Consider the following 26,995-nt stretch of genomic DNA (forward strand, 5'->3'; position numbering starts at 1 on the left):
TGACGCGTGGGGAGCGCACCCTGCCGCCGCCGTGGTTGGATGCGGTCGTAGCGTGGAACACCCGAGCAGGGGCCGTCGGCTCCTCGGCCCCGGCCACCGTGGCAAAGGCGCCGGCGGCAGCGGGACCGGGTGGGACGGCCGGACCGGGCGGGAGCGGCGGGAGCGGGTGCGACAACCCCGCCGGGGCTCTTGGCCCGGGGCGGCCCCGCCGATGAAGGCGGGCCGACCGGACCGGCCCGACCGGACCGGCTCCCGGCAGGACTCAGCAGCACCGAGCGGACAGGCGGCAGGGCAACGTGAAGATCTTCCACCGGGCACGGCATCGGCCGTCCGCCACCTGGCGGCAGACGACCGACCGGGCCTTCACGCTGATCGGCGACGGACGCTACGAGGACGCCGGCGCGCTGCTGGTGATGGCGGCCGACCTGGAGCCCTGGCTCTCCGACTCCTGGTTCAACCTCGCCCTGCTGCACAAGTTCCGCCGGGACTGGGAGCAGGCCAGGGTGGCGGGCCTGCGGGCCGTCGCCCTGCTCGACCGTGACCACGGGGCGCCCGACTGGTGGAACCTGGGCATCACCGCCACCGCCCTGCAGGACTGGCCGCTGGCCCGCCGCGCCTGGCAGGCGTACGGCCTGCGGCTGCCCGGCGGTGGCGGCGCGGCGCCGGACGCCCCGGTCCGCCTCGACCTGGGCACCACCCCGGTGCGGCTGTCGCCGGAGGGCGAGAGCGAGGTGGTCTGGGGCCGCCGGCTGGACCCGGCCCGGGTGGAGGTGCTCTCCATCCCGCTGCCCTCCTCCGGCCGCCGCTGGGGCGAGGTGGTGCTGCACGACGGCGCGCCGCACGGCGAGCGGGTCGCGGGTGCCGCCGCCTACCCCGTCTTCGACGAGATCGAGCTGTGGGCCCCCTCGCCGGTGCCGACCTATGTGGTGCTGCTGCAGGCCGCTACCGAGGCGGACCGGGATGCGCTGGAGCGCCTGGTGGCCGAGGCGGGTTACGCGGCCGAGGACTGGACCTCCTCGGTGCGGCTGCTCTGCCGGGCCTGTTCGGAGAGCCGGATGGTCACCGACGACGGCCGCACCGTGCACCACGACCCGCACGACGACGGGGACGCGGCGCACCCGGGCCACTTGAGTCACCTGAGCCAGGGCAGCGGCGGCATGGCCTGGCTGACCGAGCGCGAGTGCGGCATCGCGGCACCGGCGGGTCTGGTGCGGCTGCTGCTGGACCGCTGGGTGGCGGCCTCGCCGACCACCCGGGCCTACCGCGACGTCGAAGAGGTCTGCTGACCGCCCAGGGCTGTGCAGGGCCTAGGCTGGGTGTGATCTCAGCAGGCCCAGAGGAGCGGAAGAAACAGCGATGGCGGAGCAGCACGAGCACACCCACGACCACGATCACGACCATGACCACGAGGCCGAGTCGGCCGAGCAGGCCCCGGTCAAGGTGATCGGCGAGGAGCCCGACCTTTCCAAGGGCACCGCGCGCCCCATCACGGTGGTCGGCAACCCGGTGCTGCACCGCGAGTGCAAGGTCGTGACGGCCTTCGACGCGGACCTGTCCGCGCTGATCGACGACATGTTCGTGTCGATGTACGCGGCCGCGGGCGTGGGCCTGGCGGCCAATCAGATCGGCGTGGACGCCAAGGTCTTCGTCTACGACTGCCCGGACGACAACAACGTGCGGCACATCGGTCACATCATCAACCCGGTGCTGGAGGACCTCCCGGTCGACCGGCGGACCCTGGACGACGGCAACGAGGGCTGCCTGTCGGTGCCCACCGCCTACGCCGAGCTGGCCCGCCCCGACTACGCGGCGGTGACCGGGCAGGACAAGGACGGCAACCCGATCCGGGTCGAGGGCACCGGTTTCTTCGCCCGCTGCCTGCAGCACGAGACCGACCACCTGAACGGTTACCTCTACATCGACCGCCTCTCCAAGCGCGACCGCAAGGACGCGCTGCGGCAGATGGCCGAGGGCACCCCGAGCTACGCGACGGTGCCCAACAACTGACCTGACGTCACCCGGCAGGACAACGACGGCGGCCCCGCTCATCGGCGGGGCCGCCGTCGTGCTGTCCGTCGTGCTGTCCGTCGTGCTGTCCGTCGTGCGTCCGCGGGATGCCGCCGATCGTGCGAATGTCGTGGGTCTGTCACAGCCGGGGCACGAGGGGAACCAGTGAAGGCCGTGCATATTATCTTTCGGACCGCACTTGAATGATCAAGAGTGTGGACGAACTGAAGGGGTGGGACCCACCGTCATGCCACATCGTCTGGCCGGCAGTACCGCCGCCATTCTTCTTGCCACCGCAGGACTCGCCGCCGCAGTTCCCGAGGCCCAGGCCGCGGACGCCGCGGGCTCCCGCACCGTCGACTACCAGGGCTACCAGCTCCAGGTGCCGAGCAACTGGCAGGTCGTCGACCTGGCCCAGAATCCCAACGCCTGTGTCCGGTTCGACCAGAACGCCGTCTACCTGGGCACTCCCGGTGCCAACCAGGACTGCCCGGCGCACCTCGGTGGCACCCTGACCGACGCCCTGGTGGTCCAGTCGACGCCGACCCCGGTGGCGGGCCAGCCGGCCGCGCCGGTGGTCGCCCCCGGCGCCGCGCTGCCCGCCCAGGTACTCGACGCCGGTGCGCTCAGCCACCAGCTGCGGGCCCAACTCCAGGGCACCGGGCTGCAGGTGACGGCCAACTACGGCAGCAGCCCGCAGCAGGTGAACGCGATCCTGGCCGCCGCGAAGGTGACGGCGAGCGCCAACAAGCCGGCAGCGCGCGCCCCGCGCTCGCTGATGGCCACCCCGCGGGCCGGCGCGAACGCGGCGGCCACGGTGGCGCCGCGCACCAACGGCCTGGGTGCGGGCTTCGACGCCTGCACCGCGCCGTCGGCCGCCCAGATGACCAACTGGAAGAGCAACTCCCCGTTCAGCTCGGTCGGCATCTACATCGGCGGCCGACGGGGTTGCGCCCAGCCGAACCTGACGGCCGGCTGGGTCAGCGACCGGACCAACGAGGGCTGGAGCTTCCTGCCGATATACGTCGGTCTCGACGCCTCCACCATCTCCGGTGACGCCGGCACCGCCCGGTCGCAGGGGGCCGCCGCCGCCAACGACGCGGTCACCCAGGCACAGTCGCTGGGCTTCACGTCGGGCTCGGTGCTCTACAACGACATGGAGAGCTACAGCTCCACCAGCTACAAGAGCCAGGTGCTCAACTACTTCAGCGGGTGGACCGACGCCATCCACGCGGCCAACTACCGCTCCGGCGTGTACACCAGCGCCGGCAGCGGGATCACCGACCTGGCGAGCGTCTACAACACCCCCGGGTACTCGATGCCCGACGTGATCTGGTCGGCGTCCTGGGGCACGGCCCCGGACACCACCAGCGCCGCGGTGGGGCTGACCGGTCCCGCCACGGGCTACTGGCCCGGTGGCCGCCGGGTCCACCAGTACGTCGGCGACACCAGCGTGAGCTACGGCGGCATCTCGGGCAGCGTCGACCTGGACAACGTCAACGTCAACTCGGAGGCCTCGGGCGCCACCATGCAGCCGGGGCAGCAGCTCGACCCCGGCTACAGCATCAGCAGCGCCAGCATGAAGCTGGTCATGCAGGGTGACGGCAACCTGGTCGCCTACGCCGTGGTCGGCGGCAACCAGGGCCCGGCGATGTGGAGCACCGGCACCAGCGGCAACCCGGGCGCGTACGCGCTGATGCAGAACGACGGCAATCTGGTCGTCTACCGGCCCAACGGCACGGCGGCCTGGTCCAGCAGCACCTGGTACGGCGGCGGGACGTACGCGACGGTGCAGGACGACGGCAACTTCGTCGTCTACCAGCCGAACGGCGGCCCCAGCACCGGCGGCGCGCTGTGGTCCAGCGGGACCAACTCGATCGGCTCCACCTTCAACGGCGGCAACTGGCTCACCTCCGGCCACTGGACCAAGGGCACGCTGACCAGCCTCCTGATGCAGGCCGACGGCAACCTGGTGATCTACCGCAACCGTGACGGGAGCGCGCTCTGGTCCAGCAACAGCTCGGGCAACCCCGGCGCCTACATGATCATGCAGAATGACGGCAACCTGGTCGTCTACCGCGCGGGCGGCGGCGCGTCCACCGGCGGTGCGCTGTGGTCCAGCAACACCTGGTACAGCGGCGGGACGTACGCGACGCTCCAGAGCGACGGCAACTTCGTGGTCTACCGGCCGGGTGGCAGCCCCACCGCCGGCGGCTCGCTGTGGTCCAGCAACACCTACCTGAACGCCTCCTGAGGCAGCGTCAGGGCACAGCGAACTGCCCCCCGGTCGGCACACGCCGACCGGGGGGCAGTTCTCGTTGCCGGGACGACCTAGAAGTCGTCGTCGAAGGCGACCGAGCCCTCGACCGCCACCTGGTACGCGGAGACCCGGCGCTCGAAGAAGTTGGTCAGCTCCTGCACGTTCTGCAGCTCCATGAAGCCGAACGGGTTGGTCGAGCCGTAGCGGATCGGCATCCCGAGGCGGGCCAGGCGCTGGTCCGCGACGGCCTGCAGGTACTCGCGCATGGAGGCGGTGTTCATCCCCGGCAGGCCGTCGCCGCACAGGTCCTGGGCGAACTGGAGCTCGGCCTCGACGGCCTCCTCCAGCATCTCGGTGACCTGCCTGGCCATCTCGTCGTCGAATAGGTCGGGCTCCTCCGCACGGACCGTGTCCACCACCGAGAAGGCGAAGTCCATGTGCATGGACTCGTCGCGGAAGACCCAGTTGGTGCCGGTGGCCAGGCCGTGCAGCAGGCCGCGGCTGCGGAACCAGTACACGTAGGCGAAGGCGCCGTAGAAGAACAGCCCCTCGACGCAGGCCGCGAAGCAGATCAGGTTGAGCAGGAACGCCCGGCGGTCCTCCTTGGTCTGCAGCGAGTCGATGTGGTCGACCGCGTTCATGTACTTGAAGCAGAACTGGGCCTTCTGGTGGATGGAGGGGATGTTCTCCACCGCGGCGAAGGCCGCGTTGCGGTCCTCGGGGTCGGGCAGGTAGGTGTCGAGCAGCGTCAGGTAGAACTGGACGTGCACGGCCTCCTCGAACAGCTGCCGGGACAGGTAGAGCCGCGCCTCGGGCGAGTTGATGTGCTTGTAGAGGCTCAGCACCACGTTGTTGGCGACGATCGAGTCACCGGTGGCGAAGAAGGCGACCAGGCGGCCGATCATGTGCCGCTCGCCCTCGCTCAGCTTGGCGAGGTCGGCGACGTCGGAGTGCAGGTCCACCTCCTCGACGGTCCAGGTGTTCTTGATCGCGTCGCGGTACCGGTCGTAGAACGACGGGTAGCGCATCGGACGCAGCGTCAGCTCGAAGCCGGGGTCGAGCAGCATCTTGTCGCGAGCGGGGGTGGTCACTGGCAGGCCTCGCAGGACTCGGGGTTCTCCAGGGAGCAGGCGATGGCGGCGGCCTGCTCCTCAGCGGTCATGGTGGGGGAGGCACCCGCGGCGGAGCCGCTGGACACGGTGACCGCGGTCTTGGCGGCGCCGCTGGCGGCCTGGGCGATCCGGGTGGCCGGGCGCGAGCGCAGGTAGTAGGTGGTCTTCAGGCCCACCTTCCACGCGTAGGCATACATCGAGCTGAGCTTGCCGATGGTCGGCGCGGCCATGAAGAGGTTCAGCGACTGGCTCTGGTCGATGTAGGGCTGCCGGGCGGCGGCCAGGTCGATCAGCGCGCGCTGCGGCAGCTCCCAGGCGGTGCGGTAGCGCGAGCGCAGCTCGGTGGGCAGCCAGCCCAGGTCCTGCACCGAGCCGTTGGCGTCGCGCAGCGCGTCGCGGGTCTGCTGGTCCCAGACGCCCAGCTCCTTGAGCTCGCGGACCAGGTACGGGTTGACCTGGAGGAACTCGCCGGAGAGGGTCTCGCGCTTGAAGAGGTTGGAGACCTGCGGCTCGATGCACTCGTACACGCCGGCGATCGAGGCGATGGTCGCGGTCGGGGCGATCGCCAGCAGCAGCGAGTTGCGCAGGCCGGTGGCGGCGATCCTGGCGCGCAGCGCGGCCCAGCGGTCCTGCCAGTGCGGCTCGGTGGCGAAGTGGTCGATGTGCAGCTCGCCGCGGGCGGCGCGGGTCTCGGCGTAGGCCGGGTGCTGCCCGAACTGCTCGGCCAGCTCGCTGGAGCGCTCGTAGGCGGTGAGCATGATGCGCTCGGCGATCAGCGTGGACAGCTGCTTGGCCTCGGCGGAGTCGAAGTCCAGCTGCAGCTTGAAGAAGACGTCCTGCAGGCCCATCACGCCCAGGCCCACCGGGCGCCAGCGGGAGTTGGAGGCGCCGGCCTCGGTGGTCGGGTAGAAGTTGATGTCCACCACGCGGTCCAGGAAGGTCACCGCGGTGCGCACGGTGGCGTCCAGGCGCGCCCAGTCCATCGCGTCCAGCAGGTCGGCGGCGGTGGCGCCGTCGGCCACGTGGGCACCGAGGTTGACCGAGCCCAGGTTGCAGACCGCGGTCTCGGAGTCGTCGGTGACCTCCAGGATCTCGGTGCACAGGTTGGAGGAGTGCACCGTGCGGCCGGGCAGCGCGGTCTGGTTGGCGGCCCGGTTGGAGGCGTCCTTGAAGGTCATCCAGCCGTTGCCGGTCTGCGCCAGGGTGCGCATCATCCGGGCGTACAGGGTCTGGGCCGGGATGGTCCGCACGGCCTTGCCCTGGGCCTCGGCCTTCAGGTACGCCTCGTCGAACTCGGCGCCCCACAGGTCGACCAGCTCGGGGACGTCGGCGGGGGAGAAGAGCGACCAGTCGGCGTTGGCGTTGACCCGGCGCATGAACTCGTCCGGGATCCAGTGCGCCAGGTTGAGGTTGTGGGTGCGGCGGGCCTCCTCGCCGGTGTTGTCCCGCAGTTCGAGGAACTCCTCGATGTCCGCGTGCCAGGTCTCCAGGTAGACGCAGGCCGCGCCCTTGCGGCGGCCGCCCTGGTTGACGGCGGCGACCGAGGAGTCCAGCGTGCGCAGGAACGGCACGATGCCGTTGGACTTGCCGTTGGTGCCGCGGATCAGGCTGCCGCGCGAGCGGATCCGGGAGTAGGACAGGCCGATGCCGCCGGCGTGCTTGGAGAGCCGGGCGATCTGCGCGTACCGGGAGTAGATCGAGTCCAGGTTGTCCAGCGGCGAGTCCAGCAGGTAGCAGCTGGACATCTGCGGGTGCCGGGTGCCGGAGTTGAACAGGGTCGGCGAGGAGGGCAGGTAGGAGAGCGCGCTCATCAGGGCGTAGAGCTCGGCCACCTCGCGCACCGACTGCTCGTCGTCGCCGACCGCCAGGCCGCAGGCGACGCGGAGCAGGAAGTGCTGCGGGGTCTCGATGACCTTGCGGGTGATCGGGTGGCGCAGCAGGTAGCGGGACTGCACGGTGCGCAGGCCGAAGTACTCGAACCGGTCGTCGCCGCGGGTGTCGATCAGCGCGTCCAGGGCCTCGGAGTGCTTGGCCACGAAGGCGGCGGTGGTGTCGCCGATCAGGCCCTCGGTGTGGCCCACCGCGATCGAGGCGGCGAAGGACAGGGCGCCCTGGCCGGTCGCCTCGTCGGCGATCTCCTGGGCGAGCAGGCGGGCGGCCAGCTTCGAGTACTGGGGGTCCTCGGCGATCATCGAGGCGGCGGCGTCCACGGCCAGCCCGCGCAGTTCGGCGAAGTCCGAACCGGCGTGGCGGCCGCGCAGCGCGGCGGCGGCGACGTGGCCGGGGTCCACCTGGGGGAGGTCGGTGCTCCGGTCGGTGAGCAGCCGAAGCAGCGCCGTCCCGGGGTCGCTCTGGGTGTCGTTGGGGGCACCGCCCGGCCGGAGGCTGGGGGAAGCACCCTGTGAGGGCAGGGTAACTGAGTCAACGACGGTCAAGGCGCTCTCTCCTGTGGCGGCGGCGGACTGGCGGAGTCCGTGGCCCGCGCGCGGCAGGGCAGAACAGCACGCCGAAACTTTCCGGCGCGCGTCATCCACCCTGGCCTGCCCGCGAGGCCGGACGGTACAGCTGTGCATGAAGGCGTCTGCGGGGAAGCCTGGTGGCACACCGTCGGCAGGTAACCGGACTCGCGGGCACCCGTGGGTACGGCCGCTCACCGTTGCGGGGCAGTCCCGGACTCGCACCGGGTTCCCCTGCGTCGACAGCGAGAGTGAGCATACATCTTGTGGCGGGCGTGGTGAGCAGCCCCATATGTAGTGTCGCGCGCAGTGCCGGGCCTTGTACCGGCCGAGGCGGAAAAGGGCCGTTCGTGGCCTCGGGCGTGTCGTCCGGTACCCCCACTGACCCGCCCCGCGCTGACCGGCGCTCAGATCGCTGGCCTACCCTAAGGGGCATGCTGGAGCTCACGGGGAGAAGACAGCGCCTGCTGGTGGCGCTGGTGGCGTTCATCGTCTCGGCGGTCGCGACCGTCCTGGCCGGTACCACCACCACTGCTTCGCCCACCACCACTTCCGCCGCCGGCCGGAGCCCGGCCGCGCCCGCCGCGCCCAGTAGCCCGGCCGCGCCCAGCAAGGCCGCCGATCCGCGCAAGCCGCTGCGCATCGGCATCGCCTACGGGGACACACTGACCTGGAAGAACGACCAGGACCTGGCGACCGGCCTGGGGGACGCGGTGAACTCGGGGGCCAAGTGGGTCCGGGTCGACCTGTCCTGGAACGATATCCAGCCGGACAGTTCGAAGACCTACGAGTGGCAGCGCTTCGACCGGGTGTTCAAGGCCGCCCAGGCCCGGGGCCTGGAGGTGCTGCCCACCATCGGCTATGCCCCGAAGTGGGCCCGCAAGACCAGTTGCGCCTCGGACGACGCCTGCCCGCCGGCCGACCCGGCCCTGTTCGCGGCCTTCGCCGCGGACGCCGCCAAGCGCTACGCGCCGCAGGGCATGCACACCTGGGAGGTCTGGAACGAGCCGAACATCCCGTTCTGGGCGCCGGCGCCCGACCCGGCCGCCTACACCCAGCTGCTCGGCGACACCAGCAAGGCGTTGCGCGCGGCGGACCCGCAGGCGTTCATCCTGATGGGCGGGCTGGCGGCGGTGGGCACCGACCCGTCGATCAACTACGTGTCACAGGGCGACTTCCTCACCGCGGTCTGCAAGCTGGGGGCCAACAAGCTGGTCGACGCGATCAGCTACCACCCGTACACCTATCCCTACCTGCCCAGCGCCAAGACCACGTTCGGCACCGCGATGGAGGAGATCAGCAGCGCCCCGGGCAACCTGGTGGCGATCCTGGCCAGCTACGGCACCCCGGACCTGCCGATCTGGATCACCGAGACGGGCGCGCCGACCAACGGCCCCGGCACGGCCACCGACGGCACCGACATCACCCCGCAGACCACCCATGTGACCCCGGGCTTCCAGGCCGCGATCGCCGCCGACACCATCCCCGCGGCGGCGGCCAACCCGCACGTGGGCGCGGTCTTCTGGTTCGCCGACCAGGACAGCGGGCCGGCCTCGGACAAGCAGTACCGCTCCGAGTTCTACGGGCTGCGCAGCTTCGACGGCACGCCCAAGCCGGCCCTGGCCGCGCTGGGGAAGGCGATCACCGCCTACGAGCAGAGCAAGTCGTAGCGGCCGCTCAGAGGCTGCGGAACAGCTCCAGGTAGCGGTCCATCAGGCCGTCCCAGTCGTAGCGCTGCCGGGCCTGCCGGTGGCCGGCGGCGCCCAGCCGGTCGGCGAGCTCGCCGTCGGTGAGCAGCTCGCGCAGCGCCCCGGCCAGCGCCGCGGGGTCGCCGGGGGGCACCAGCAGGCCGGTGTGGCGGTCCGTCACCACGTGCGGGATGCCGCCGACCGCCGAGCCGACCACGGGCGTGGCGCAGGCCATCGCCTCCACCAGGGCCATCCCGAAGGACTCCGCCTCGGTCCGCGAGGGCAGTGCCAGTACGGCCGCCGAGCGGATCGCCGCCACCAGCTCCCCGCCGATCAGCTCGCCGTGGGCCGTCACCTGCTCGGCGATGCCCAGCCGCTCGGCCAGTTCGAGCAGGTCGGGCAGCGCGTCGCCGCCGCCGACCAGGTGCAGCCGGGCCTGTGGCAGGTCGGTGAGCCGGGCGAAGGCGTGCAGCAGCACGTCCACGCCCTTCCAGGCCGAGGAGCGGTCCAGCCGGCCGGCGTAGAGGACGACCGGTGCCCGGCGGGAGGCGGGTTCGCCGGGGGTGAAGCGGGTGGTGTCCACGCCCGGGGTGATCTCCACCGCGTGCCGGTGACCGGCCGCCAGCGAGACCGGGGAGACCGCGACCAGCCGGTCGGCGCGCCGGAACACCCGGGGCAGCACCTGCCGTTCGTACCAGCCGATCAGCCGGTCGGCGGCGCCGCTGCCGGGCTCGCCCTTGTGCATCGAGCCGGCGTGGTAGGTGAGTACGGTGGGCCGCCGGCCGCCGACGGCGATCGCCAGGTCGGCCAGGCCCGGCACCGGGGCGTGGGCGTTGATCACCTCGGCGCCGGTGCGCCGCAGCCACCAGCGCAGCTGGAGCGGCCAGAGCGGCCCGAGCGGGGTGTTGGACAGCCGCAGCCAGGCGGCCAGCCGCACCACCCGCACCCCGTCCTCGATCCGCACGGTGCTGCGCACCCCGCCCTGACGGGTGGTGAGCACCACCGGGGTCAGGTCGGGTGAGTCGGCCAGCGCCCGGGCGATCCGCGCGGCGTAGTTCTCCACCCCGCCGATCTTCGGCGGGTAGTAGGGCGTCACCACCGCAACGGTCCGCCGGCTCATCACAGCGCCACCGGCTGCGGCGCCGACGGTGCCGCAGCCGGCTCCTCGGGGAGACCCGGGGCGGGCGCCGGCACCTCGGTGCGCAGCAGCTCGACGAAGGCCGCGGCGTGCGCGGCGTAGCCGGGGATCGCCTGCTCCAGGTAGCTCCGGTAGGCCGGGGCCTCGGCGATCAGCCGGTCGAGCAGCGCGATCAGGCCCGGTCCGTCGGCCTCGGCCATCGGGACCACCCAGTGCTCCAGGCTCAGATCCGCCATGATGCCGCGGGTCTTGTGGTCGTACTCGACGGCCGCGCACGGCACCCGGGCGACCAGCCCGAAGATCACCGAGTGGAACCGGGTGCCCAGGATGAGGTCGGCGGCCTGGTAGAGGGCGAAGATGTCGTGGTGGTCCACGCCGCCGTCGGTCAGCACCAGCAGCCGCGGGTCGGCCACCAGCGCGGCGATCCGGGCGTTGACGATCCGGTCGTCGTCCGCCTGGAAGGCACAGGTGACCTGGGGGGCGAGCACCACGGTGCAGCCGAGGCCGAGCAGGTGGCCGATCGCCGCCGCCATCGCCCGCTCGTAGCCGCCCTGGGCCTGGCCGGACAGGAACTCGCGGGCGGTGACCAGCACCATCCGGTCCTGCGGGGCGATCCCCAGCTCCTCGCGCCAGGGCCGCCGGGAGCGGCTGTGGAAGGCGAAGGCGCTGTCCACCCCGCGCACCACGGCGGCGGTCGGCACGCCCGCGGCGGCCAGCCGGTGCACGCTGATCGACTCGCGGGCCACCACCCGGCGGCAGGAGCCGAGAACCCGGCGCATCATCAGCCGCTGCGCCCGGGTGGGGAAGGGGCCGAAGGACTGCGGGGCCAGCACCACCGGCACCCGGAAGCGCCGGGCCAGCCAGAGCGGCAGCAGCAGGAAGAAGACGCTGAGGTCGCTGGGCAGGTCCGCGCGCCCGTTGAGGTAGCCGCCGCTGGCCGACACCACCAGGTCGGCGGCGCCCAGCGCCCGTACCTCGGCCTGTACCTCAGCGGGCAGCAGCCGGGCCAGCGTGCGCAGCGCCCACCCGCTGCCGGGCGTGGCGGCGAGCGCGGCCAGCGCGACGGCGAGCAGTTTGCGGCCGACCCGCAGCAATCGGGAAATCTCCTCGTCACCCACGTAGTGGCGGATCGAGCCGAGGTTGGGGACGGCCTCGAAGGTGGGCCAGTGCCGCGGTGACTCGAAGCCGGCGATCTCGGTCCGCGCTCCCGGATAGGCCTCGGCCAGCTGGTCGAGCAGCACGCTCAGCAGCGCCGCGTCACCCCGGTTGTCCCGCCCGAAGGCGTTGACGACGAGGATTCTCACCCTCTGCTGCTCCCCTCTGTACTCATCGCGTTCGGGACCCCTGAGTTCGGGACCCCCGCGTCCGGGCCCGCCGCGGGTTGCGGCCGCGTGCCGCCGACCTCGCGGTAGTGCTGTTCCAGGGCGTCCAGGAACTCCCGTACGCCGTACCGCCCGGCTCGCGCCGCCGAGCCCGCGCCCAGCCGGGCGAGCAGCTCGGGCCGGCCCACCAGGCCCGACAGGGCGGCGGCCAGCGCCTGGGCGTCGCCGGGCGGGACCAGCGCGCCGTTGTCCGGGCCGACCAGCTCGGGCAGTCCGCCGACCGCCGAGGCGACCAGCGGGCGGCCCAACTGCAGCGCCTCCAGGGCCACGGTGGGGAAGTTCTCCGGCCACAGCGACGGCAGCACCACCACCGCGGCCGACCGCAGGCGTTCGCCCACCCCCTGCGGGGAGAGCCAGCCGGTGAAGGCCACGCTGCCCTCGGCGACCAGATCGGCGGCCAGCGCCTCCAGCGCCGCCCGTGCCGTTCCGTCGCCCACGATGGTAAGGCGCGTTCCTGGGTGGTTCCTGATCACCTGCCGGAACGCCTCCAGCAGCACCCGCACGCCCTTGACCGGCTCCAGCCGGCCGACGAAGACCAGCTCGGCCGGGTCGCCGATGGGGGCGGGCCCGGGGCCGGCCTCGATCCCGTTGGGCAGCACGTGCACCGGCACCCGCCCGAGGTCGCGGCGCACCGCCTGGGCGAAGTACCGGCTGGGCGCGAGCACCCGGTCCACCCGGCGCAGCCGGGGCAGATAGCCGGGGCGCTGACAGAACCGCAGATAGAGGTAGCGCGCGGTGTCGGCCGTGCTGAGCCGCCCGCCGGCGGCGGCGCTCGGCAGGTTCCAGCGCAGCAGCCGCAGGGTCCAGTCCTCGGGGCCGTGCACGGTCAGCACCCGGGGCACCCCGCTCGTCGCGGCCAGCACCGAGGGACTGAACTCGCCGATGGTGTGCAGGTGCACGCAGTCGGGGCGGAACTCCTCGACCACCCGGCGCACCGCGCGGTGGGCGGGGCGGTGCCAGGCCTTGGCGAGCAGCCGGTGCAGCGGACCGCCCGCGATGGCGGGCACCAGCTCGTCGGCGAAGACCTGCTGCCCCTCGGCCAGCAGGTCGGTGGCGATCACCCGCACCTGGTGGCCGCGGTCGGTCAGCCCCTCGGTGATCAGCCGCACGCTCTTCTCCGCGCCGCCCGCCTCGAACCCGAGGTTGATGATCTGCAGGATCCTCACAATGCCTCCGCGGTCTCCGTCGGGGCCGCCACCGTGACGGCGCTCTCGCGTGCCCGTCGCCGGGTCAGCAGCGCGGTCAGCGCCACCAGCCCGGAGACGAGGTTTCCCGCCAGCCAGGCCCAGCCCAGCCAGGCCAGCCCGCGCGGCGCCCACAGCGCCGCGAGGCCGATCGCCACCACGGCGTAGACCGTGTTGCTCAGCACCAGGGCCCCCATCTGCCGGGTCAGTTTGAGCGCGAAGCTGGTCCAGGTGTTCAGCGCCACCGCGAGCGCGGCCAGCGCGAAGACCAGCAGCAGCGGCCGGGCCTGTGCCACGTATTCGCCGCCGAACAGGGTCAGCAGCAGGCTGCTGGCGCCGGCCACCGCCGCGGCGGCCGGCAGCTGGGTGCCCGCCATGATCATGGCCGAGCGGCGCAGCAGCACCTTGAAGCGTGACGGGTCGTAGGAGGCCTCGGCGAAGACCGCCTCGCCGACCGAGAACGAGACCGCGTTGAGCAGGCTGGCGATCTGGAAGGCCACGTAGTAGTAGCCGGCCGACGCCTCGCCCAGGCGTTGCAGCACGATCAGCGGTATGGCCAGCTGCGGGGCCAGGTTGAGCAGGCTGGAGAGGTAGTTGGCGACCGAGAAGCCGAGCTGCTCGCGCAGCCGGGTGCCCCGGGCCAGGAGGTCGAAGCGGAAGCCCAGCTTTCGGCGCATCAGCACCACCGAGGCCGCCACCGCGATCAGGTAGCCGCCGCCGGTGGACCCGAAGATCCCGAACACCCCGAACCCGGTCAGCGCGACCGGCAGCGCCAGCTTGGCCAGGCCCTGGAGCAGGCCGTCCACCAGCACGTTGTACTGCGGCAGCCGGGCGCCGATGAAGACCGAGTCGGTCAGCAGGTTGACCGCGGAGCAGATGCAGAAGAGCACGAAGACCACGGCCTGCACGGCGTGTTCACGCACGAAGAGCAGCTTGGGGCCGTACAGCGGCAGGCCCAGCAGGTACCCGGTGCCGACCACGCAGGAGACCACCGCGACCACCGCGATCGACTGGCTGATCTGCCCGTTGCGGGCCTGGGGCGGCGCCGGGAACCGGATCAGTGTGCTGTTCAGGCCGAACAGGCTCAGGTACGAGATCAGCGAGGTCGCCGAGATCAACGAGGTGGCCAGGCCGACCTGTTCGGGCGAGTAGACGCGGGCCACCAGCACCCAGAACACGAAGCCCAGGGCAGCGGTGAGCACGGTCGCGGAGAGCAGGAAGAACGAGCTGCGGTACACCTGGTCCGGCGGCCGGGCGTGCTTGCCCCGGTGTCTAGCCATGGCTGCCCCGGTAGGCCGCCAGCAGCCGTTCGGCGTGCCGGCCCCAGCCGAAGGCCGCCCGGGCGTGCTCGCGCGAGTAGCGGCCCATCCTGGCCCGCAGCCCGGCGTCCGTGGTCAGCTCGGCCAGGGCCGCGCGCAGCGGCTCGACCTCGCGGGGCGTCAGCCGGACCAGCTCGCGGTCCAGTTCGTAGGGCGCGTAACCCGGATCGTCGGTGGTCAGCACCGGCAGTCCGCTGGCCATCGCCTCCTGCACGGTGAGCGGGAAGCCCTCGGCGGTGGACGGCAGGGCGAAGACGTCGCAGGCCCGGTACGCCTCGGCGAGCTCCGCCGGTGCCAGGGTGCCCAGGTGGTGCACGCCGGGGCGGCCCCGCAGCGCCCGGCTGTCGCCGTCGCCCGCGAAGACCAGGTCGTAGCCGGCCGCCGGGTCGTGCGCCGCCAGCAGCAGCTGGTAGCCCTTCTTCGGCACCAGCCGCCCCGCGAAGAGCACCAGCGGCCGGTCGGCGGGCAGGGCGAACCGCTCGCGGGCGGCGGCCGTCTCGGCCGGGGAGGCGGCGGGCCGGAACAGCTCGGTGTCCACCCCGTTCGCCAGGTGCCGCATCCGCTCGGGCCGCGCGCCGTAGGAGCGGACGAAGTCCGCCACCGAGGCGTTCAGCGTCAGCACCTGCCGGGCCCGGCGCAGCAGGGCGCGCCCGGCCACCGCGTACACCGCCCGCTGCACGCCCTTCACCAGCGCCGAGGGGTGTTCGACCAGACCGACGTGCTGGGTCAGCAGGTGCGGGGTGCCGGTCAGCGCGGCGGCCAGTCCCGCGGTCCAGCTGGTCAGGTAGAGGCAGTCGTGCAGGTGGACGGCGTCCGCCCAGCGGGCCCAGCGCAGGGCCGCGGGCAGCAGCGCCGGCGACAGGACGGGGAAGGGCACGCCGGCCCGGCGTTCGATGCCGTTCCAGGCGGCCACCTCGACCACCCGCACGCCGTCGGCGGTGCTGGTCCGGGACCGCGCGCCGCTGGTCAGCACGGTGACCTCGGCGCCCAGCGCGGCCAGCTGCAGCGCCTCCTGCCGCACCACGTTCTCGATCCCGCCCAGGTGCGGCGGGTAGTAGTGGCTGACCAGCAGGACCCGGTATGGCCTCACTTGTAGATCTCCGCCCCTTCGCTGCTGTAGATCTGGTCCTTGGTGCTGTCCAGCAGACCCATCGGGTACCGGTAGGTGACCAGGTCGCCCTGGTAGTAGAAGGTCACCTGGTCGGTGCGCACGGTGGTGGTGCCCAGGACCACGTACGGGTTGGTGCCCAGGTCGGTCGGGAAGATGTCGCCGATCGCCGGTCCGGTGATCAGGGTCTGCAGCCGGCTGAAGGTGTAGGACTCGGTCTGGACCACCGGCATCGGCTTGCGGCCCGCGAGGCTCTGCTCCAGCCAGTAGGCGGCCAGCCGCTCCTCGGTGCTCGGGTAGTAGATGTCGTAGTACTGGCCGGCGTTGTTGAGCTGGAGCTGCGCCGGGTAGCCGCCGAGCAGCTGCGGGACCACACCCGTCAGGTCGAGGAAGAGGCCGAGGATCAGCGCGCAGGCGATCGGCACCGCCCGCCGCCCGGCCCAGCGCACCACCCAGAGCGTGCCGGCCGCGACGAACGGGGCGAAGAAGAACAGGCCCTGCTGGAAGGCGCGCAGCACGCTGTAGTCGACCGAGAGCTGGGGCACCACGGTCAGCAGCGCGATCACGCCGAGCGCGCCGACGGTCAGGGTGACCTGGTCGCGCAGCGGCTGGAAGACCCGGCGCCGGGCCCGCACCGTGACCACCAGGCCGATCAGCAGGAGCAGTTGGAGCAGGGTCGCGGCGCCCTGGCGCAGCAGCCCGTTCAGGCCCGCCACATTGACGCCGGTGGCCTGCAGCGCGTGCCCGACCGAGGTCAGCGGCAGGTTCGGCGTGGGGACCACGGTGACCGGGTAGGCCTCGACGGTCTTCAGCGGCAGGTAGTCGCCGGCCGCCCGCTTCTGCGCGGTCTGCACGATGGTCTGCGCCTCGTAGTCCTTCAGGCGCTGCTGCGGGCTGACCTGGTTGCCGCCGAACAGGCTGTACTTGGTGTCCGAGGAGCCGCTCTTGCCGCTGCCGCCGCCCAGGTGGGTGACCTGCTGGTAGGCGGCGCTCAGGGTGGAGTGCAGCTGGCCGCTGGTGTGGGTGACCGGCCCGGCCCAGGTCAGCGCGAGCGCGGCCGGGATCACCACCATCCACCAGGTGACGAAGGAGCCGGCGCGCCGTCCGCCGACCGTCCGCCCGCGCCGGCGGCGGCCGCGCCGCTCGGCCAGCCGGCTGGCCAGCCGCCAGAGCAGGTCGGTGCTGACGGCGATGCCGAGCACCGCGACCACCACGTAGGTGGTCGAGTAGTGCGAGAGCACCACGCCGCCGAGCAGCGCCAGGAAGGCCACCCGGCGGGCGCGCAGCGGGCGGCCGGAGTCGGTCAGCACCAGCATCGCGCAGCCGAGCAGGACGAAGGCCACCTCCTGGCGGCCGAGGAAGGTCATGTCGGTGAAGAAGGTCGGGAACACCATGAAGTACATCGCCGACAGCAGCGCGACCAGCTGCGGCGCGACGTTGCGCACCGCGCGGAAGACCAGCACCGGGGTGAGGGCGAAGAGCACCGGCAGCACGAGCTTGAAGACGTAGATGTCCGGCACGGCCGTCAGGCGCACCAGGCTCACCGGCAGCAGGGTGATGCTCAGACAGGCGTTGTAGGCGTCCTGGTAGGTGCTCACGCTCCACACCGAGCCGCCCAGGGTGAGCCGGAAGTACTCGTACTCGCGCTGGATGTCGTGCCCGGCGATGTACCAGCCGCGCAGCGAGTTGAGCAGCAGCAGCGCGGTGGCCGCGACGAACAGCCCGGCCTGCAGGACCTGGGCGGGGTAGCGCCGCCGGCGCAGCAGGAGCAGGAGCAGCAGGGCCGCCACCGAGACCAGCGCGAGCAGGCTGACGGTGCCGCTGAGGCCGTTGTTCAGCCGGATCGGGCCGGCCACGGCCAGCAGCAGGGTGAGCGTGCCGAGGCCGGCGACCGGGAACAGCCCCGCCGGCCGGCGGGCCCAGCGGGCGGCGAGGCCGCCGGGCGGTGCCTGGGCCCGCTCCTCCTCCGGCAGCAGGGCGCCGAGCACGATGAGGATCATCGCGGTGGCACCGGTCAGCGGGGTGCGGGTCAGCGGGTGGGCGTTGCCCAGCACGGGCAGCGCGGTGTTGACGCCCAGGGCGATCAGCAGATCGGTGATGACGGTCAGTCCGACCGCGAGCAGCAGGTTCGCGTCACGGCCGGAGACCACCTTGGCCGCCGTGCCGCGCCACAGCAGGGTGGGGGCGCCGAGCAGCAGCCACAGGCCGGCCGCGGTGCGCGGCAGGCCGGGGGTCGCGGGGATCAGCTCGATGACGCAGGCGAGCGCGATGGACAGGAGCAGCCCGCAGCGACCGCGCAGGTAGCCGGGGACCCGCCCTGCGCGCTCCTCGGGCTCGGCGCCGGTGGTGCTCCTGGCGGTCTGCCCGCTCTTGGCGTTCCTGACGTTCCTGGGTGCCGACGCGCGTCGGCTGCCGCGCCGGGCCGCGCGGCGGCCGCCCGGCGGCGGCGCCTCGGTCGGCTCGGGGGTGGTCTGCTGCTCGGTGTCGACGGCGGTCATCCCACCGCCCCGGCCGGTATCGCCGCGCTCCCGTAGACGGTGTCGTAGACCTCTTCGACCCGCGTGGCCACCGCCGCCCAGGAGTAGCGCCGGGCATGCCCGGCGCTGCGCTCGGCGAGCTCGGCACGCAGCGCGCGGTCGCCGGCCAGCCGGTCGATCGCGGCGGCCAGCGCGGCCGGCTGCGGCGCGGCGAGCAGGCCGACCCCGCGCAGCAGTTCCGCGCTGCCCGGCACGTCGGTGGCCACCACCGGCAGGCCCGCGGCCATCGCCTCCAGCGCGGCCAGCGGCATGCCCTCCTTGTCGGAGGGCAGCACGAAGGCCTCCGCCCGGGCGTAGGCGTCCAGCAGGTCCGCACCCAGCAGGCCGCCGCTGAACTCCACCCGGTCGCCCAGCCCGAGGCTGCGCGCCTGCGCCGTCAGCGGCTCGCGCAGCTCACCGTCCCCGACGATCCGCAGCCGCACCGGCTCACGCAGCAGGCTCATCGCCTCCAGCAGCCGGGCCACGTTCTTCTGCACGCCGAGCCGCCCGACGAAGAGCAGCCGCAGCGGCTCGCTGCGCACCCCGCGCGGCTCGGTCGGCTCGGCCGGCTCGGTGGGGGCGGCGGGGGCGGTGCGCGGGGGCATGAAGTACTCCTCGCCCACCCCGTTGGGCACCACGAAGACGCGCTCGGCGGGCACCTGGTAGCGCTCGCGGACGAAGGCGCCCTGCGCCTCGGTCAGCACGATCACCCCGGCCGCGCCCCGCATCACCCGGCCGAACAGGTGCTTCTTGTACAGCGGCAGCAACCGGCCGAGCGGGCCCGAGGCGTCCACGTCCAGGTGGAAGTGGAGCAGGTAGCGCTGCCCGCGCAGCCGGGCGGTCAGCGCGACCAGCTCGGGCAGCAGGGCGTGCGCGCAGTGCAGGTGCAGCACCGCGGTGCGCGGTGCGCTCAGCAGGGAGGCGGGCAGGCCCGGCGGCAGGGCAGTGTGCGCCACCTCGACGGCCCGGTGCCGGCGCACCGTCAGGCCGGCGCCGTCCTGACGGACAGTCCCTGGCCGCCGGGCGCCCGTGGCGCCGAGGACCGTGGCGCCGAGGACCGTGGTGACCACCCGCACCCGGTGGCGCCGCGCCAGCTCCTGAGCCAGGTGCTCGACCACGCGCTCCAACCCGCCCAGGTGGGGCGGGTAGTAGGGGGTGACCTGCAGGATCGTGCGCATCAAGGGTCCAGGGCTCAGGGGTTGGCGGTCGGCTGCTTCCCGAAGTGGAAGTGCAGGGTCTGTGGATGGCCGACCAGGCTGACCCGCACCATGGCCGCGCTGCCGTTGGACGGCATCCGTACGACGACCGGCACCGGGGCGCCGTCCTTCGGTACCAGCTTCACCGTGTCGGTGCCGGCGTCCGAGCCATCCGGGGATTCTAGCGTCACCTTGATCTGGTAGGACGAGGCCCCGGTGCCGTGGTCGGTGACCGCCAGGGGGACCACCACCGAGGCGCCCTCGTAGCTGGGGTCGGCGGTGAAGTACAGCTCGGTGAACGAGGCGCCGCGCTGGGTGAAGGAGTCGAGCAGCTGGGTGCGGACGGTCGGTACCGACCAGAGCCCGCCGGCCAGGCCGACCACCGCGCCACCGGCGAGCAGGGCGGAGGTGATCTTGAACCGCAGGGTCGGCGGGCGGCGCCGGCGGCGGGCGCCCGGCGTGCGGGCCGAGCGGCGGGGGCGGGAGGCGCGCGGCGGTGCTGACGGGGCTTCGGCCGGGGCTTCGGCGCGGGCCTCCTCGGGCTCCTCCGACTTGAGCCCCTCGGCCTCCTCGGCCGGGTCGGCTTCTTCGTCGGGCGCCTCGTCGCCGGCCTCGTCAGCCGCCTCGTCCGGGCCGTTGGCGGGACCGTCGTCGAGCTCCCCGCCGAGGCCCTCGCCCAGACCCTCGCCCAGACCCTCGCCCAGGTCCTCGGCGGCGTCCTCGTCCGGGGCCTCGGCCCGCGCTGCCGGCAGCTCCGCCGCAGCCCCATCGGCCTCCGGCGCGCTCTGCCCGGGCGAGGCCTCGCCGGCCGCCGGCGCGCTCCGCGCGGCCACCGGGGTGGCCGTGGACCGCCGGCTGCCGTGCTTCTTCCGCTTCGCCTTCTTGCTCATACCGACCCGAATTTACGCTGCGCCGGGATCGCCGCCTCGCCCGCACCCTGCTCGGTCGGCCGCCGGAAGCGGTGGGTGAAGAGCTGGCGCAGGTTGGCCATGCCGTCCGGCAGGGCGTTCAGCTTCACCTCGCCGCCGCGCTGGCGGTACTCGATCGGCACCTCCAGGAACCGGTAGCCGGCCCTGGTCGCGGAGTTCTTGATCTCCTGGGAGAAGGCCATCCCGGTGGAGCGCACGTCCAGTCCGTGCCAGACGTGCCGGCGGAAGACCCACATGCCCGACTGCGAGTCACGCAGCCCGTTCTGGAAGAGCATCCGGCTCAGCGCGCTGAGCGCGTGGTTGGCCAGCGTGTGCGACCGCTTCATGGCCGCCCGGTTCTGACGGTGCAGCCGGTCGGTGGTCATGAACTCGATGTCCCGTTCGACCAGGGTCCGCAGCAACTGCGGCAGCGCGTCGAAGGGGTAGGTGCAGTCCGCGTCCCCGGTGGCGATCACGTCACCCGTGGCGGCCTCGAAGCCGGCCAGGTAGGCGTTGCCGTAGCCGCGTCGGGGCTGCGAGACGACCCGGGCGCCGAGTGAGCGGGCCACCTCGGCGGTGTCGTCCGTGGAGGCGTTGTCCACCACCACGACCTCGGTCTGCCAGCCGGCCTCCGCGAGGGCCTGAACCGGCACGGAGGCCATCACCGTAGAGAGGTTCGAGGCTTCGTTGAGAGCCGGTATGACGATGGACAGTGTGTTCACCCTGGGCCCCCGATGCGGTTGCGGCTCTGAGGGCACAGCGACTCTGCACCCCGTTGGTCCGGGGGATTCCAGGCATGGCAAAGGTCACTGACGGTGAGCGCATCCCCCCTCGGGGGGTCACTTTAGCCCATGCTTATTTCTGCACACCGTCAACCCTTGTGCGGCTCTTCACCCTTCCGGTATGGCTCAGCCGATCAGCCAGGAGGCGATCGGCTTGGCCGCCTGCCCGGTTCCGCCGTTCTTCAGATCGGCTGCCTGAGCCGGGTTCAGCGCCTGGTTCCACACCAGGATGTGACCGATCACCCCGGCCCACATGCCGCCCCACTGGTTGTGCTCACGGCTGCGCCCGAACTGGGTGGCACCCGGACCGGCCCAGACCGAGCCGTTGTTGGGGATCGGAGTGGTCTGCGCGACCTGCCCGTTGACGTACAGCGCGATGCTGTGCGCGTTCGCGTCGTACACCCCGGTGAGCAGGGCCCACTGGCCGACCGTGTTGACGTTGCCGGTCACCGCCTGGACGGCGCTGCTGTCGTTGCCGCCGTCGGCGGTCTGGACCCGGAAGACCCAGTTCTTCTGGCCACCCGCGTCGTCGCGGCCCAGCTCGAAGGAGTACGACACGCCGTCACCCTGGCTGATCGCCATCCGGGGACCGTCGGTGGCCTCGTTCTCCACCCAGGCGGAGACCGAGAAGCTCTTGGTGACGTCGATCACCGGGCTCGCCGACTGCGCGAACGAGTTGCTGTCGCTCTTGAACCGCAGGGCGAAGCCGTCGGTCACCGGGTTGATCTGGGCGTCCGGGCCGATCACCACGTTCGACTGGCCGGAGTGGTCGGCGAGCAGGTTCGGCTGGCCGGGCACCGTCGGCGAGTTGGACGGCGTCTGGGCGGCGCCGGAGGAGGAGGGCGAGGCCTTCGCGCTGCCCGTGGCGCTCGCGCTCGTGCTGGGGCCGGCCACCGGCTTGCCCTTGTCCTTGCCGAAGCCGCCGAGCACCAGCACCCCGGCGCCGACGCCGAGCAGGCAGGCGACCACCACGATGCCGATGGTCAGCATCCGCTTCTTGCGGCGGCTCTGGCTCTCGTTCCGGTCGGCCAGCGCCTCCCAGTTGGGGCCCTCCGAGGCCGACGCGAACGGCTGCGGCGGCGCCTGGTTGGCGAACGGCGGCTGCGGCTGGGCCTGCTGGGCCTGCTGGAAGGCCGAGGGCGGGAACGGCGAGGGCGACTGCGGCTGCGCGGGCGCGGCGTAGTTCGGTGGCTGCGGCTGCGCGTACGGGTTGCCCGCACGCGGGTAGCCGTAGCCGCTCTCGGGGTTCGGCACCTCCGGCGGTTGCGGATAGCCGTACGCGCCGGGGGTGGCGGGTGTGCCAGGGGAGGCGGGTGTGCCGGGGTGCTGTGCGGGGGCGGCGGACTCTCCCCGGTGTTCCGTGCCGTCAGTCATAGACGGGATGCTAGAACATGATCCGCGCCACCCCAATTGTTTGTTCGCATCCTTGACCGTCGCCGGGCCTGGCCGGCTCCTCCGGTCGGCCCGGCCGGGGTCGGCTCACAGGGACATCGCGTAGACCCACAGGTCGATTCCGGGGCGCGGGCACCAGTCGCGTTCGGGGGAGCGGGTGAAGCCCACCCGCTCGTATATCCGGTGCGCGGCGGTCATCGCCGGGCGGGTGGAGAAGGCCATGCCGGTCAGGCCGAGTTCGCGGGAGCGGGCCACGCAGGCACGCACCAGGGCCTCGCCGACGCCGCGGCCGCGGGCACTGGCCGCGGCCGCCAGCATCCGGATCTCGCCCTCCTCGGGAGTGGCGATGTCGGCCCAGGCTCCGCCGCCGACCGCGAAGGTCACGCAGCCGAGCACCCGGCCGTCGGGGCCCTGGGAGAGGTCGGCGGGGTCCACGGCGACCAGCAGTTCGGCCTCGGCGGCGCGGCGCTCGGCGTCGCGCAGCAGGTGGACGTAGTCGGCGTCCGGCTCGGTGTGGCCGTCGCCGACGAAGGCCTCGACCGTCACCTCGCCGGCGGGGGCGAGGTCTGCTCGGTGGGCGCGGCGGATGATGAGGTCCATCCGAACAGTGTGCCAAGGCGCAGGTCAGAGGCGGCGGGGAGGGTGCCGCGCAGGCGGTCGGCGAGGTCGCCGGTGCCGGTCGGTGCGGGCTTGTCGGCAGGGGTCTCGGCGGGGGCCTCGGTGGGCTTGCCGGTAGGGGTGGTCGCGGAGGTCATGGGTCCCACTCTGGCGATTGGTTCGACCCGGGACGAGTGGCAGGAATGACTATCTTCATCGAATTACTGCCACCTGGCCCACTATCCTGACGCCATGCTGAGGAACGTCGTCGCGCTGGTACTCGAAGAGGTCCACCCGTTCGAACTCGGGGTGGCCTGCGAGGTGTTCGGGCTCGACCGGACCGAGGAGGGCCTGCCCGGGTACGACTTCGCGCTCGCCTCGCACCGGCCCGGCAACCTGCGCACCCACGCCGGGTTCACGGTGAACGTGCCGCACGGCTTCGAGCGGCTGGCCGAGGCCGACCTGGTGATCGCCGCCGCCACCGGCATCCGGGAGAGCTATCCGGCCGAGCTGGTGGCGGGGCTGCGGGCGGCGGTGGACCGTGGCGCGCGGGTGCTGTCGATCTGCACCGGCAGCTTCCTGCTCGGGGCGGCCGGGCTGCTGGACGGGCGGCGCAGCGCCGCGCACTGGCGCAACGCCGCCGAGCTGGCCCGGCGGTTCCCGCTGACCCGGGTGGAGTCGGACGTGCTCTACGTGGACGACGACCCGGTGATCACCTCGGCGGGCACGGCGGCCGGGATCGACGCCTGCCTGCACCTGGTGCGCAAGGTGCAGGGCGTGGAGGTGGCCCGCGGGATCGCCCGGCGGATGGTGGTGGCCCCGCACCGCGAGGGCGGCCAGGCCCAGTACGTCGACCGGCCGTTGGCCAACGTGCAGTGCACCTCGTTCGGCTCGGTGCTCGGCTGGATGCGCGAGGAGCTGGAACGGGACTGGACGGTCGACCAGCTCGCCGCCCGCGCGCACATGACGCCGCGCACCTTCGCCCGGCGGTTCCAGCAGGAGACCGGGACCACGCCGCTGCGCTGGCTGACCGGGCAACGGGTGCTGCTCGCGCGTCAACTGCTGGAGGAGAGCGGCGAATCGGTGGAGGCGGTGGCGGTGCGGGTCGGCTTCGGCGGCGCGGCGGCCCTGCGGCACCACTTCGGACGGTCACTGGGGACCACGCCGCAGGCCTACCGGCGGGCGTTCGGGGGGTGACGGCCCAGGGGGCGGGCCCGCGCGGGCTTCGGCTCCGGCGCGCCGGCCTGTGGCAGGCTGACCGCCATGGCAGCGATTCGAGGCGTCCGGGCGCGGGCGCGCGAGGAACTCACCCGGGAGATCAAGCGCGAGGCCCGGCGCCAACTCGCGCTGACCGGCGCCCAGCAGCTCTCGCTGCGCGCCGTCGCGCGGGAGCTCGGGATGGCCTCCTCGGCGCTGTACCGCTACTTCCCCAGCCGTGACGACCTGTTGACGGCGCTCGTCGTCGATGCCTACACCGACCTGGCCGAGGCGGTGGAGCGGGCGGTGGCCGCGGCGGTCCCGGCGGCGGACGCCGGAGCCCGCTCCGAGCAGGCGCTGGGCACCCGCGCTGACCAGGCGCTGGGCACCCGTGCTGACCAGGCGCTCGGCGCCCGGCCGCGCTGGCGGGCGGCCTGTCTGGCGGTGCGCCGCTGGGGCCGGGCGAACCCGCACGAGTACGCGCTGATCTACGGTGCCCCCGTCCCCGGCTTCACGGCTCCGGCGCGGATCGCCCCGGTGGCCGCCCGGATCCCGGCCGCGCTGCTCGGCGTGCTGCGCACTGCCGGTGGCCGGCTGGAGGCGGGGCCGGGGCCGGGGCCGGGGCCGGGGCAGTCGCAGGCGGGGCCGGGGCGGCGTCCTGGGCCGCAGTACGCCGCCCAACTCGGCAGGCTCGCCGCCCAGTACGCGCCGGAGCTGCCGCCCGCCGCGGTGGCGCGGGTGCTGGTGGCCTGGACGCAGCTGTTCGGCATGGTCGGCTTCGAGCTCTTCGGTCAACTGGCCGTGGCGGCCCAGTCGGACGAGGAGTTCTTCGTCCACTCGGTCGAGCAGATGGCGGACTTCCTCGGCCTGCCGCAGGCCCGCGAGTCGGCCGCCTAGGGCGCTCGCAAGCGCGTGCACCGTGCCCGCTCGCCGGGAGCGGGCACGGTGTTCGGTGTTCGGTGTTCGGTGTTCGGTGTTCGAAGTGAGGCTGCGTCAGACCGGCAGTGACCAGGCCTGGTTCGCCTGGTTGCTGCCGCAGCTCCAGACGTCCAGCTTCGTCCCGTCCGCCGTGCCGCCGCCGTACACGTCCAGGCACATGCCCGAGTCGGCGGCCACCAGGGTGCCGTCACCGTTCGGCGTCCACTGCTGGTTGCCCGCGCCGCTCGCGCCGCAGGTGTTCAGGGTCACCGAGGAGCCGGCCGAACTGCCGGATGCGGTCAGGCACTTGCCGAGGGTGCGGATGGTCCCGTCGGTGTTCAGGGTCCAGCGCTGGTTGGCGTTCCCGGTGCAGCTGTAGAGGATCACCGGGTTGCCGTCAGTGGTCGAACTGTTCGAGTCGTCCGCGCACTTGGCGCCGTTTCCGGTCAGCTGGCCGGTGGGCGTCGGGGCGGCGCAGCCCTGCGGGGTGAGCCGCCAGATCGCGGTGCCGTGCGCCGGCACGGTGGCGGTCAGCGCCGAGCTGGTGGTCGAACGCGCGCCGGTCCACAGGTCCTTTGCGCTCACCGAGCAGCCGGGCAGGCCGATCGAGGCCAGCGTGGTGGTGATCGAGCGGGCGCTGCTGCCGCGGTTGAGCACGGCCACCGCGCGGTCGCCGCCCGCCAGCGGCCGGGCCAGCACGTCGGTGCTGCCGTTGCCGGAGACCACCGCGGCCTGGTGCCCCGCACTGTCCTGGTCGAGCGCGATCAGGTCGGTGTTGCCGAGCGTGGCCAGTGCGGTGGGGGAGAGCTGGGCGACATCGGAGGAGAGGATCATCGGGGCGGCCATCATCGACCAGAGCGCCACCTGGCTGCGGGACTCGTCGTCGCTCAGGCCGCCGTCCCCGGCGATCAGGAAGTCCGGGTCGTTCCAGTTGCCGGGCTTGGCGTAGCGTCCGATCCAGCGGTTGTAGCCGTAGTTCGACAGCACCGAGGACCACCGTGAGGCGGTCGGGTTCGAGGCGTCGTAGGTGGCGATGTCATAGCCCTCGCGCCAGAGTTGGCCGTCCTGGCCGACCCAGCCGAGCACCGAGAACCAGCTCGGGTTGCCCCACTCGCCGCTCTGGAAGTAGGCGGGCGCGGACTCGGAGAAGGTGATCGCCCGGCCGCTGCCGCGCAGTGCGGCCGCCTGGGCGTCGTAGGCCTGGCGGTAGGCCTGCTCCTGGCTCTGGCCGGGCGCGGTCCACACGTTGCAGCCGTCGAGCTTGAGGTAGTCCACGCCCCAGGAGGCGAACGAGGCGGCGTCCTGGGCGAAGTGGTCCGCGCCGCCGCCCTGCGGTACCCCGCTGCCGGGGTAGCCGCCGCAGGTGCTGGAGCCGGCGTCCTCGTAGATGCCGAACTTCAGGCCGCGGCTGTGCAGGTAGCTGCCCAGCCAGGCCATCCCGTGCGGGAACTTGACCGGGTCGGCGACCAGGTTGCCGGCGCTGTCGCGCTGGCCGGCCATCCAGCAGTCGTCCACCGTCACGGTGTTGTAGCCCTTGGCGGCCAGGCCGCTGCTGACCAGCGCGTCGGCGTTGCCGGTGATGGTCTGCTCGGTGATGCCGCACTGGTAGTGCGCCCAGTCGTTCCAGCCCATCGGCGGGGTGGCGGCCGGCGGGGTGGTGGCGGGGGCGGCGGGGGCGGCAGGGGTGGCGCTTGCCGGGGTGCTGCTGGCCGGGGTGGTGCCTGCCGGGGTGGTGGAGGCGGCCAGGGCGGGGGCGGCGCCGGCCAGGGGGAGGGCGAAGAGCGTGGTGGCGGTCAACAGGTGTCCGAGGGTACGGCGGACCGATGGCACGGAAG

At 72.9% G+C, this 26,995-nt stretch carries 21 protein-coding genes and 1 riboswitch; of the genes, 6 read left to right on the forward strand and 15 right to left on the reverse strand.

What is annotated here, in order from left to right:
- Positions 1 to 296 precede the first annotated feature (296 nt).
- The 3 genes from ACFZB9_RS06145 (at position 297) to ACFZB9_RS06155 (ending at position 4,261) form a co-directional block, all read left to right on the forward strand.
- Positions 297 to 1,286 (forward strand): tetratricopeptide repeat protein, encoded by a 990-nt coding sequence (locus ACFZB9_RS06145; RefSeq protein ID WP_391444038.1) that lies wholly within the window; start codon positions 297 to 299, stop codon positions 1,284 to 1,286.
- Positions 1,287 to 1,356: 70 nt separating this feature from the next.
- Positions 1,357 to 2,007, forward strand: coding sequence for a peptide deformylase (def, locus tag ACFZB9_RS06150; protein WP_391444039.1), 651 nt, complete (start codon positions 1,357 to 1,359; stop codon positions 2,005 to 2,007).
- A 247-nt stretch (positions 2,008 to 2,254) separates the two neighbouring features.
- Positions 2,255 to 4,261 carry a glycoside hydrolase domain-containing protein gene (locus tag ACFZB9_RS06155; RefSeq protein WP_391444040.1) on the forward strand — a complete coding sequence of 669 codons (2,007 nt, stop codon included), beginning with the start codon at positions 2,255 to 2,257 and terminating at the stop codon, positions 4,259 to 4,261.
- 77 nt (positions 4,262 to 4,338) lie between these two features.
- Here ACFZB9_RS06155 and ACFZB9_RS06160 read toward each other — a convergent pair whose 3' ends face one another.
- Positions 4,339 to 5,334, reverse strand: a complete 996-nt coding sequence (locus ACFZB9_RS06160; RefSeq protein WP_391444306.1) for a ribonucleotide-diphosphate reductase subunit beta — start codon at positions 5,332 to 5,334, stop codon at positions 4,339 to 4,341.
- Between the two features lie 20 nt (positions 5,335 to 5,354).
- On the reverse strand, positions 5,355 to 7,712 hold the full coding sequence (locus ACFZB9_RS06165) for a ribonucleoside-diphosphate reductase subunit alpha (RefSeq protein ID WP_391444307.1): 2,358 nt from the start codon (positions 7,710 to 7,712) through the stop codon (positions 5,355 to 5,357).
- A gap of 258 nt (positions 7,713 to 7,970) precedes the next feature.
- Positions 7,971 to 8,100, reverse strand: a riboswitch (cobalamin riboswitch).
- A 169-nt stretch (positions 8,101 to 8,269) separates the two neighbouring features.
- Here ACFZB9_RS06165 and ACFZB9_RS06170 point away from each other — a divergent pair.
- Positions 8,270 to 9,505, forward strand: a complete 1,236-nt coding sequence (locus ACFZB9_RS06170) for a cellulase family glycosylhydrolase (protein WP_391444041.1) — start codon at positions 8,270 to 8,272, stop codon at positions 9,503 to 9,505.
- Between the two features lie 7 nt (positions 9,506 to 9,512).
- On the opposite strand, the gene ACFZB9_RS06175 is transcribed toward ACFZB9_RS06170, so the two are convergent.
- The 12 genes from ACFZB9_RS06175 to ACFZB9_RS06230 form a co-directional block, all read right to left on the reverse strand.
- Positions 9,513 to 10,619, reverse strand: coding sequence for a glycosyltransferase family 4 protein (locus ACFZB9_RS06175; protein WP_391444045.1), 1,107 nt, complete (start codon positions 10,617 to 10,619; stop codon positions 9,513 to 9,515).
- 23 nt (positions 10,620 to 10,642) lie between these two features.
- Positions 10,643 to 11,965 carry a polysaccharide pyruvyl transferase family protein gene (locus tag ACFZB9_RS06180; protein WP_391444047.1) on the reverse strand — a complete coding sequence of 441 codons (1,323 nt, stop codon included), beginning with the start codon at positions 11,963 to 11,965 and terminating at the stop codon, positions 10,643 to 10,645.
- Positions 11,962 to 13,209, reverse strand: a complete 1,248-nt coding sequence (locus ACFZB9_RS06185) for a glycosyltransferase family 4 protein (protein ID WP_391444049.1) — start codon at positions 13,207 to 13,209, stop codon at positions 11,962 to 11,964. The genes ACFZB9_RS06180 and ACFZB9_RS06185 overlap by 4 nt, the downstream gene beginning before the upstream one ends.
- Positions 13,206 to 14,507, reverse strand: coding sequence for a lipopolysaccharide biosynthesis protein (locus ACFZB9_RS06190; protein ID WP_391444051.1), 1,302 nt, complete (start codon positions 14,505 to 14,507; stop codon positions 13,206 to 13,208). The genes ACFZB9_RS06185 and ACFZB9_RS06190 overlap by 4 nt, the downstream gene beginning before the upstream one ends.
- Entirely contained in the window at positions 14,500 to 15,636 is a 1,137-nt protein-coding gene (locus ACFZB9_RS06195) for a glycosyltransferase family 4 protein (RefSeq protein ID WP_391444053.1), read from the reverse strand. Before ACFZB9_RS06195 ends, ACFZB9_RS06190 begins: the two co-directional genes overlap by 8 nt.
- Entirely contained in the window at positions 15,633 to 18,152 is a 2,520-nt protein-coding gene (locus ACFZB9_RS06200; protein WP_391444055.1) for a hypothetical protein, read from the reverse strand. The genes ACFZB9_RS06195 and ACFZB9_RS06200 overlap by 4 nt, the downstream gene beginning before the upstream one ends.
- A complete protein-coding gene (locus ACFZB9_RS06205; RefSeq protein ID WP_391444056.1) occupies positions 18,149 to 19,348 on the reverse strand; it encodes a glycosyltransferase family 4 protein in 1,200 nt (399 codons plus the stop codon). Before ACFZB9_RS06205 ends, ACFZB9_RS06200 begins: the two co-directional genes overlap by 4 nt.
- Positions 19,349 to 19,362: 14 nt before the next feature.
- The gene (locus ACFZB9_RS06210; RefSeq protein ID WP_391444058.1) at positions 19,363 to 20,256 is read right to left on the reverse strand and encodes a hypothetical protein; all 894 of its coding nucleotides are present in this window, start codon (positions 20,254 to 20,256) and stop codon (positions 19,363 to 19,365) included.
- Positions 20,253 to 21,032, reverse strand: coding sequence for a glycosyltransferase family 2 protein (locus tag ACFZB9_RS06215; protein ID WP_391444059.1), 780 nt, complete (start codon positions 21,030 to 21,032; stop codon positions 20,253 to 20,255). Before ACFZB9_RS06215 ends, ACFZB9_RS06210 begins: the two co-directional genes overlap by 4 nt.
- A gap of 150 nt (positions 21,033 to 21,182) precedes the next feature.
- Complete coding sequence (locus ACFZB9_RS06220; protein WP_391444061.1) at positions 21,183 to 22,430, reverse strand: LamG-like jellyroll fold domain-containing protein; 1,248 nt, start codon at positions 22,428 to 22,430, stop codon at positions 21,183 to 21,185.
- Between the two features lie 105 nt (positions 22,431 to 22,535).
- The gene (locus tag ACFZB9_RS06225) at positions 22,536 to 23,048 is read right to left on the reverse strand and encodes a GNAT family N-acetyltransferase (protein WP_391444062.1); all 513 of its coding nucleotides are present in this window, start codon (positions 23,046 to 23,048) and stop codon (positions 22,536 to 22,538) included.
- Positions 22,991 to 23,203 carry a hypothetical protein gene (locus ACFZB9_RS06230; protein ID WP_391444064.1) on the reverse strand — a complete coding sequence of 71 codons (213 nt, stop codon included), beginning with the start codon at positions 23,201 to 23,203 and terminating at the stop codon, positions 22,991 to 22,993. Before ACFZB9_RS06230 ends, ACFZB9_RS06225 begins: the two co-directional genes overlap by 58 nt.
- A gap of 94 nt (positions 23,204 to 23,297) precedes the next feature.
- Between ACFZB9_RS06230 and ACFZB9_RS06235 the strand changes: the two genes are divergently transcribed.
- Positions 23,298 to 24,242, forward strand: coding sequence for a helix-turn-helix domain-containing protein (locus ACFZB9_RS06235; RefSeq protein WP_391444065.1), 945 nt, complete (start codon positions 23,298 to 23,300; stop codon positions 24,240 to 24,242).
- Between the two features lie 66 nt (positions 24,243 to 24,308).
- Complete coding sequence (locus ACFZB9_RS06240) at positions 24,309 to 25,139, forward strand: TetR/AcrR family transcriptional regulator (protein WP_391444067.1); 831 nt, start codon at positions 24,309 to 24,311, stop codon at positions 25,137 to 25,139.
- A 96-nt stretch (positions 25,140 to 25,235) separates the two neighbouring features.
- Here ACFZB9_RS06240 and ACFZB9_RS06245 read toward each other — a convergent pair whose 3' ends face one another.
- Complete coding sequence (locus ACFZB9_RS06245) at positions 25,236 to 26,990, reverse strand: ricin-type beta-trefoil lectin domain protein (protein WP_391444069.1); 1,755 nt, start codon at positions 26,988 to 26,990, stop codon at positions 25,236 to 25,238.
- Positions 26,991 to 26,995 lie beyond the last annotated feature (5 nt).

The organism is Kitasatospora sp. NPDC008050 (assembly GCF_042957465.1).
GTDB lineage: Bacteria > Actinomycetota > Actinomycetes > Streptomycetales > Streptomycetaceae > Kitasatospora.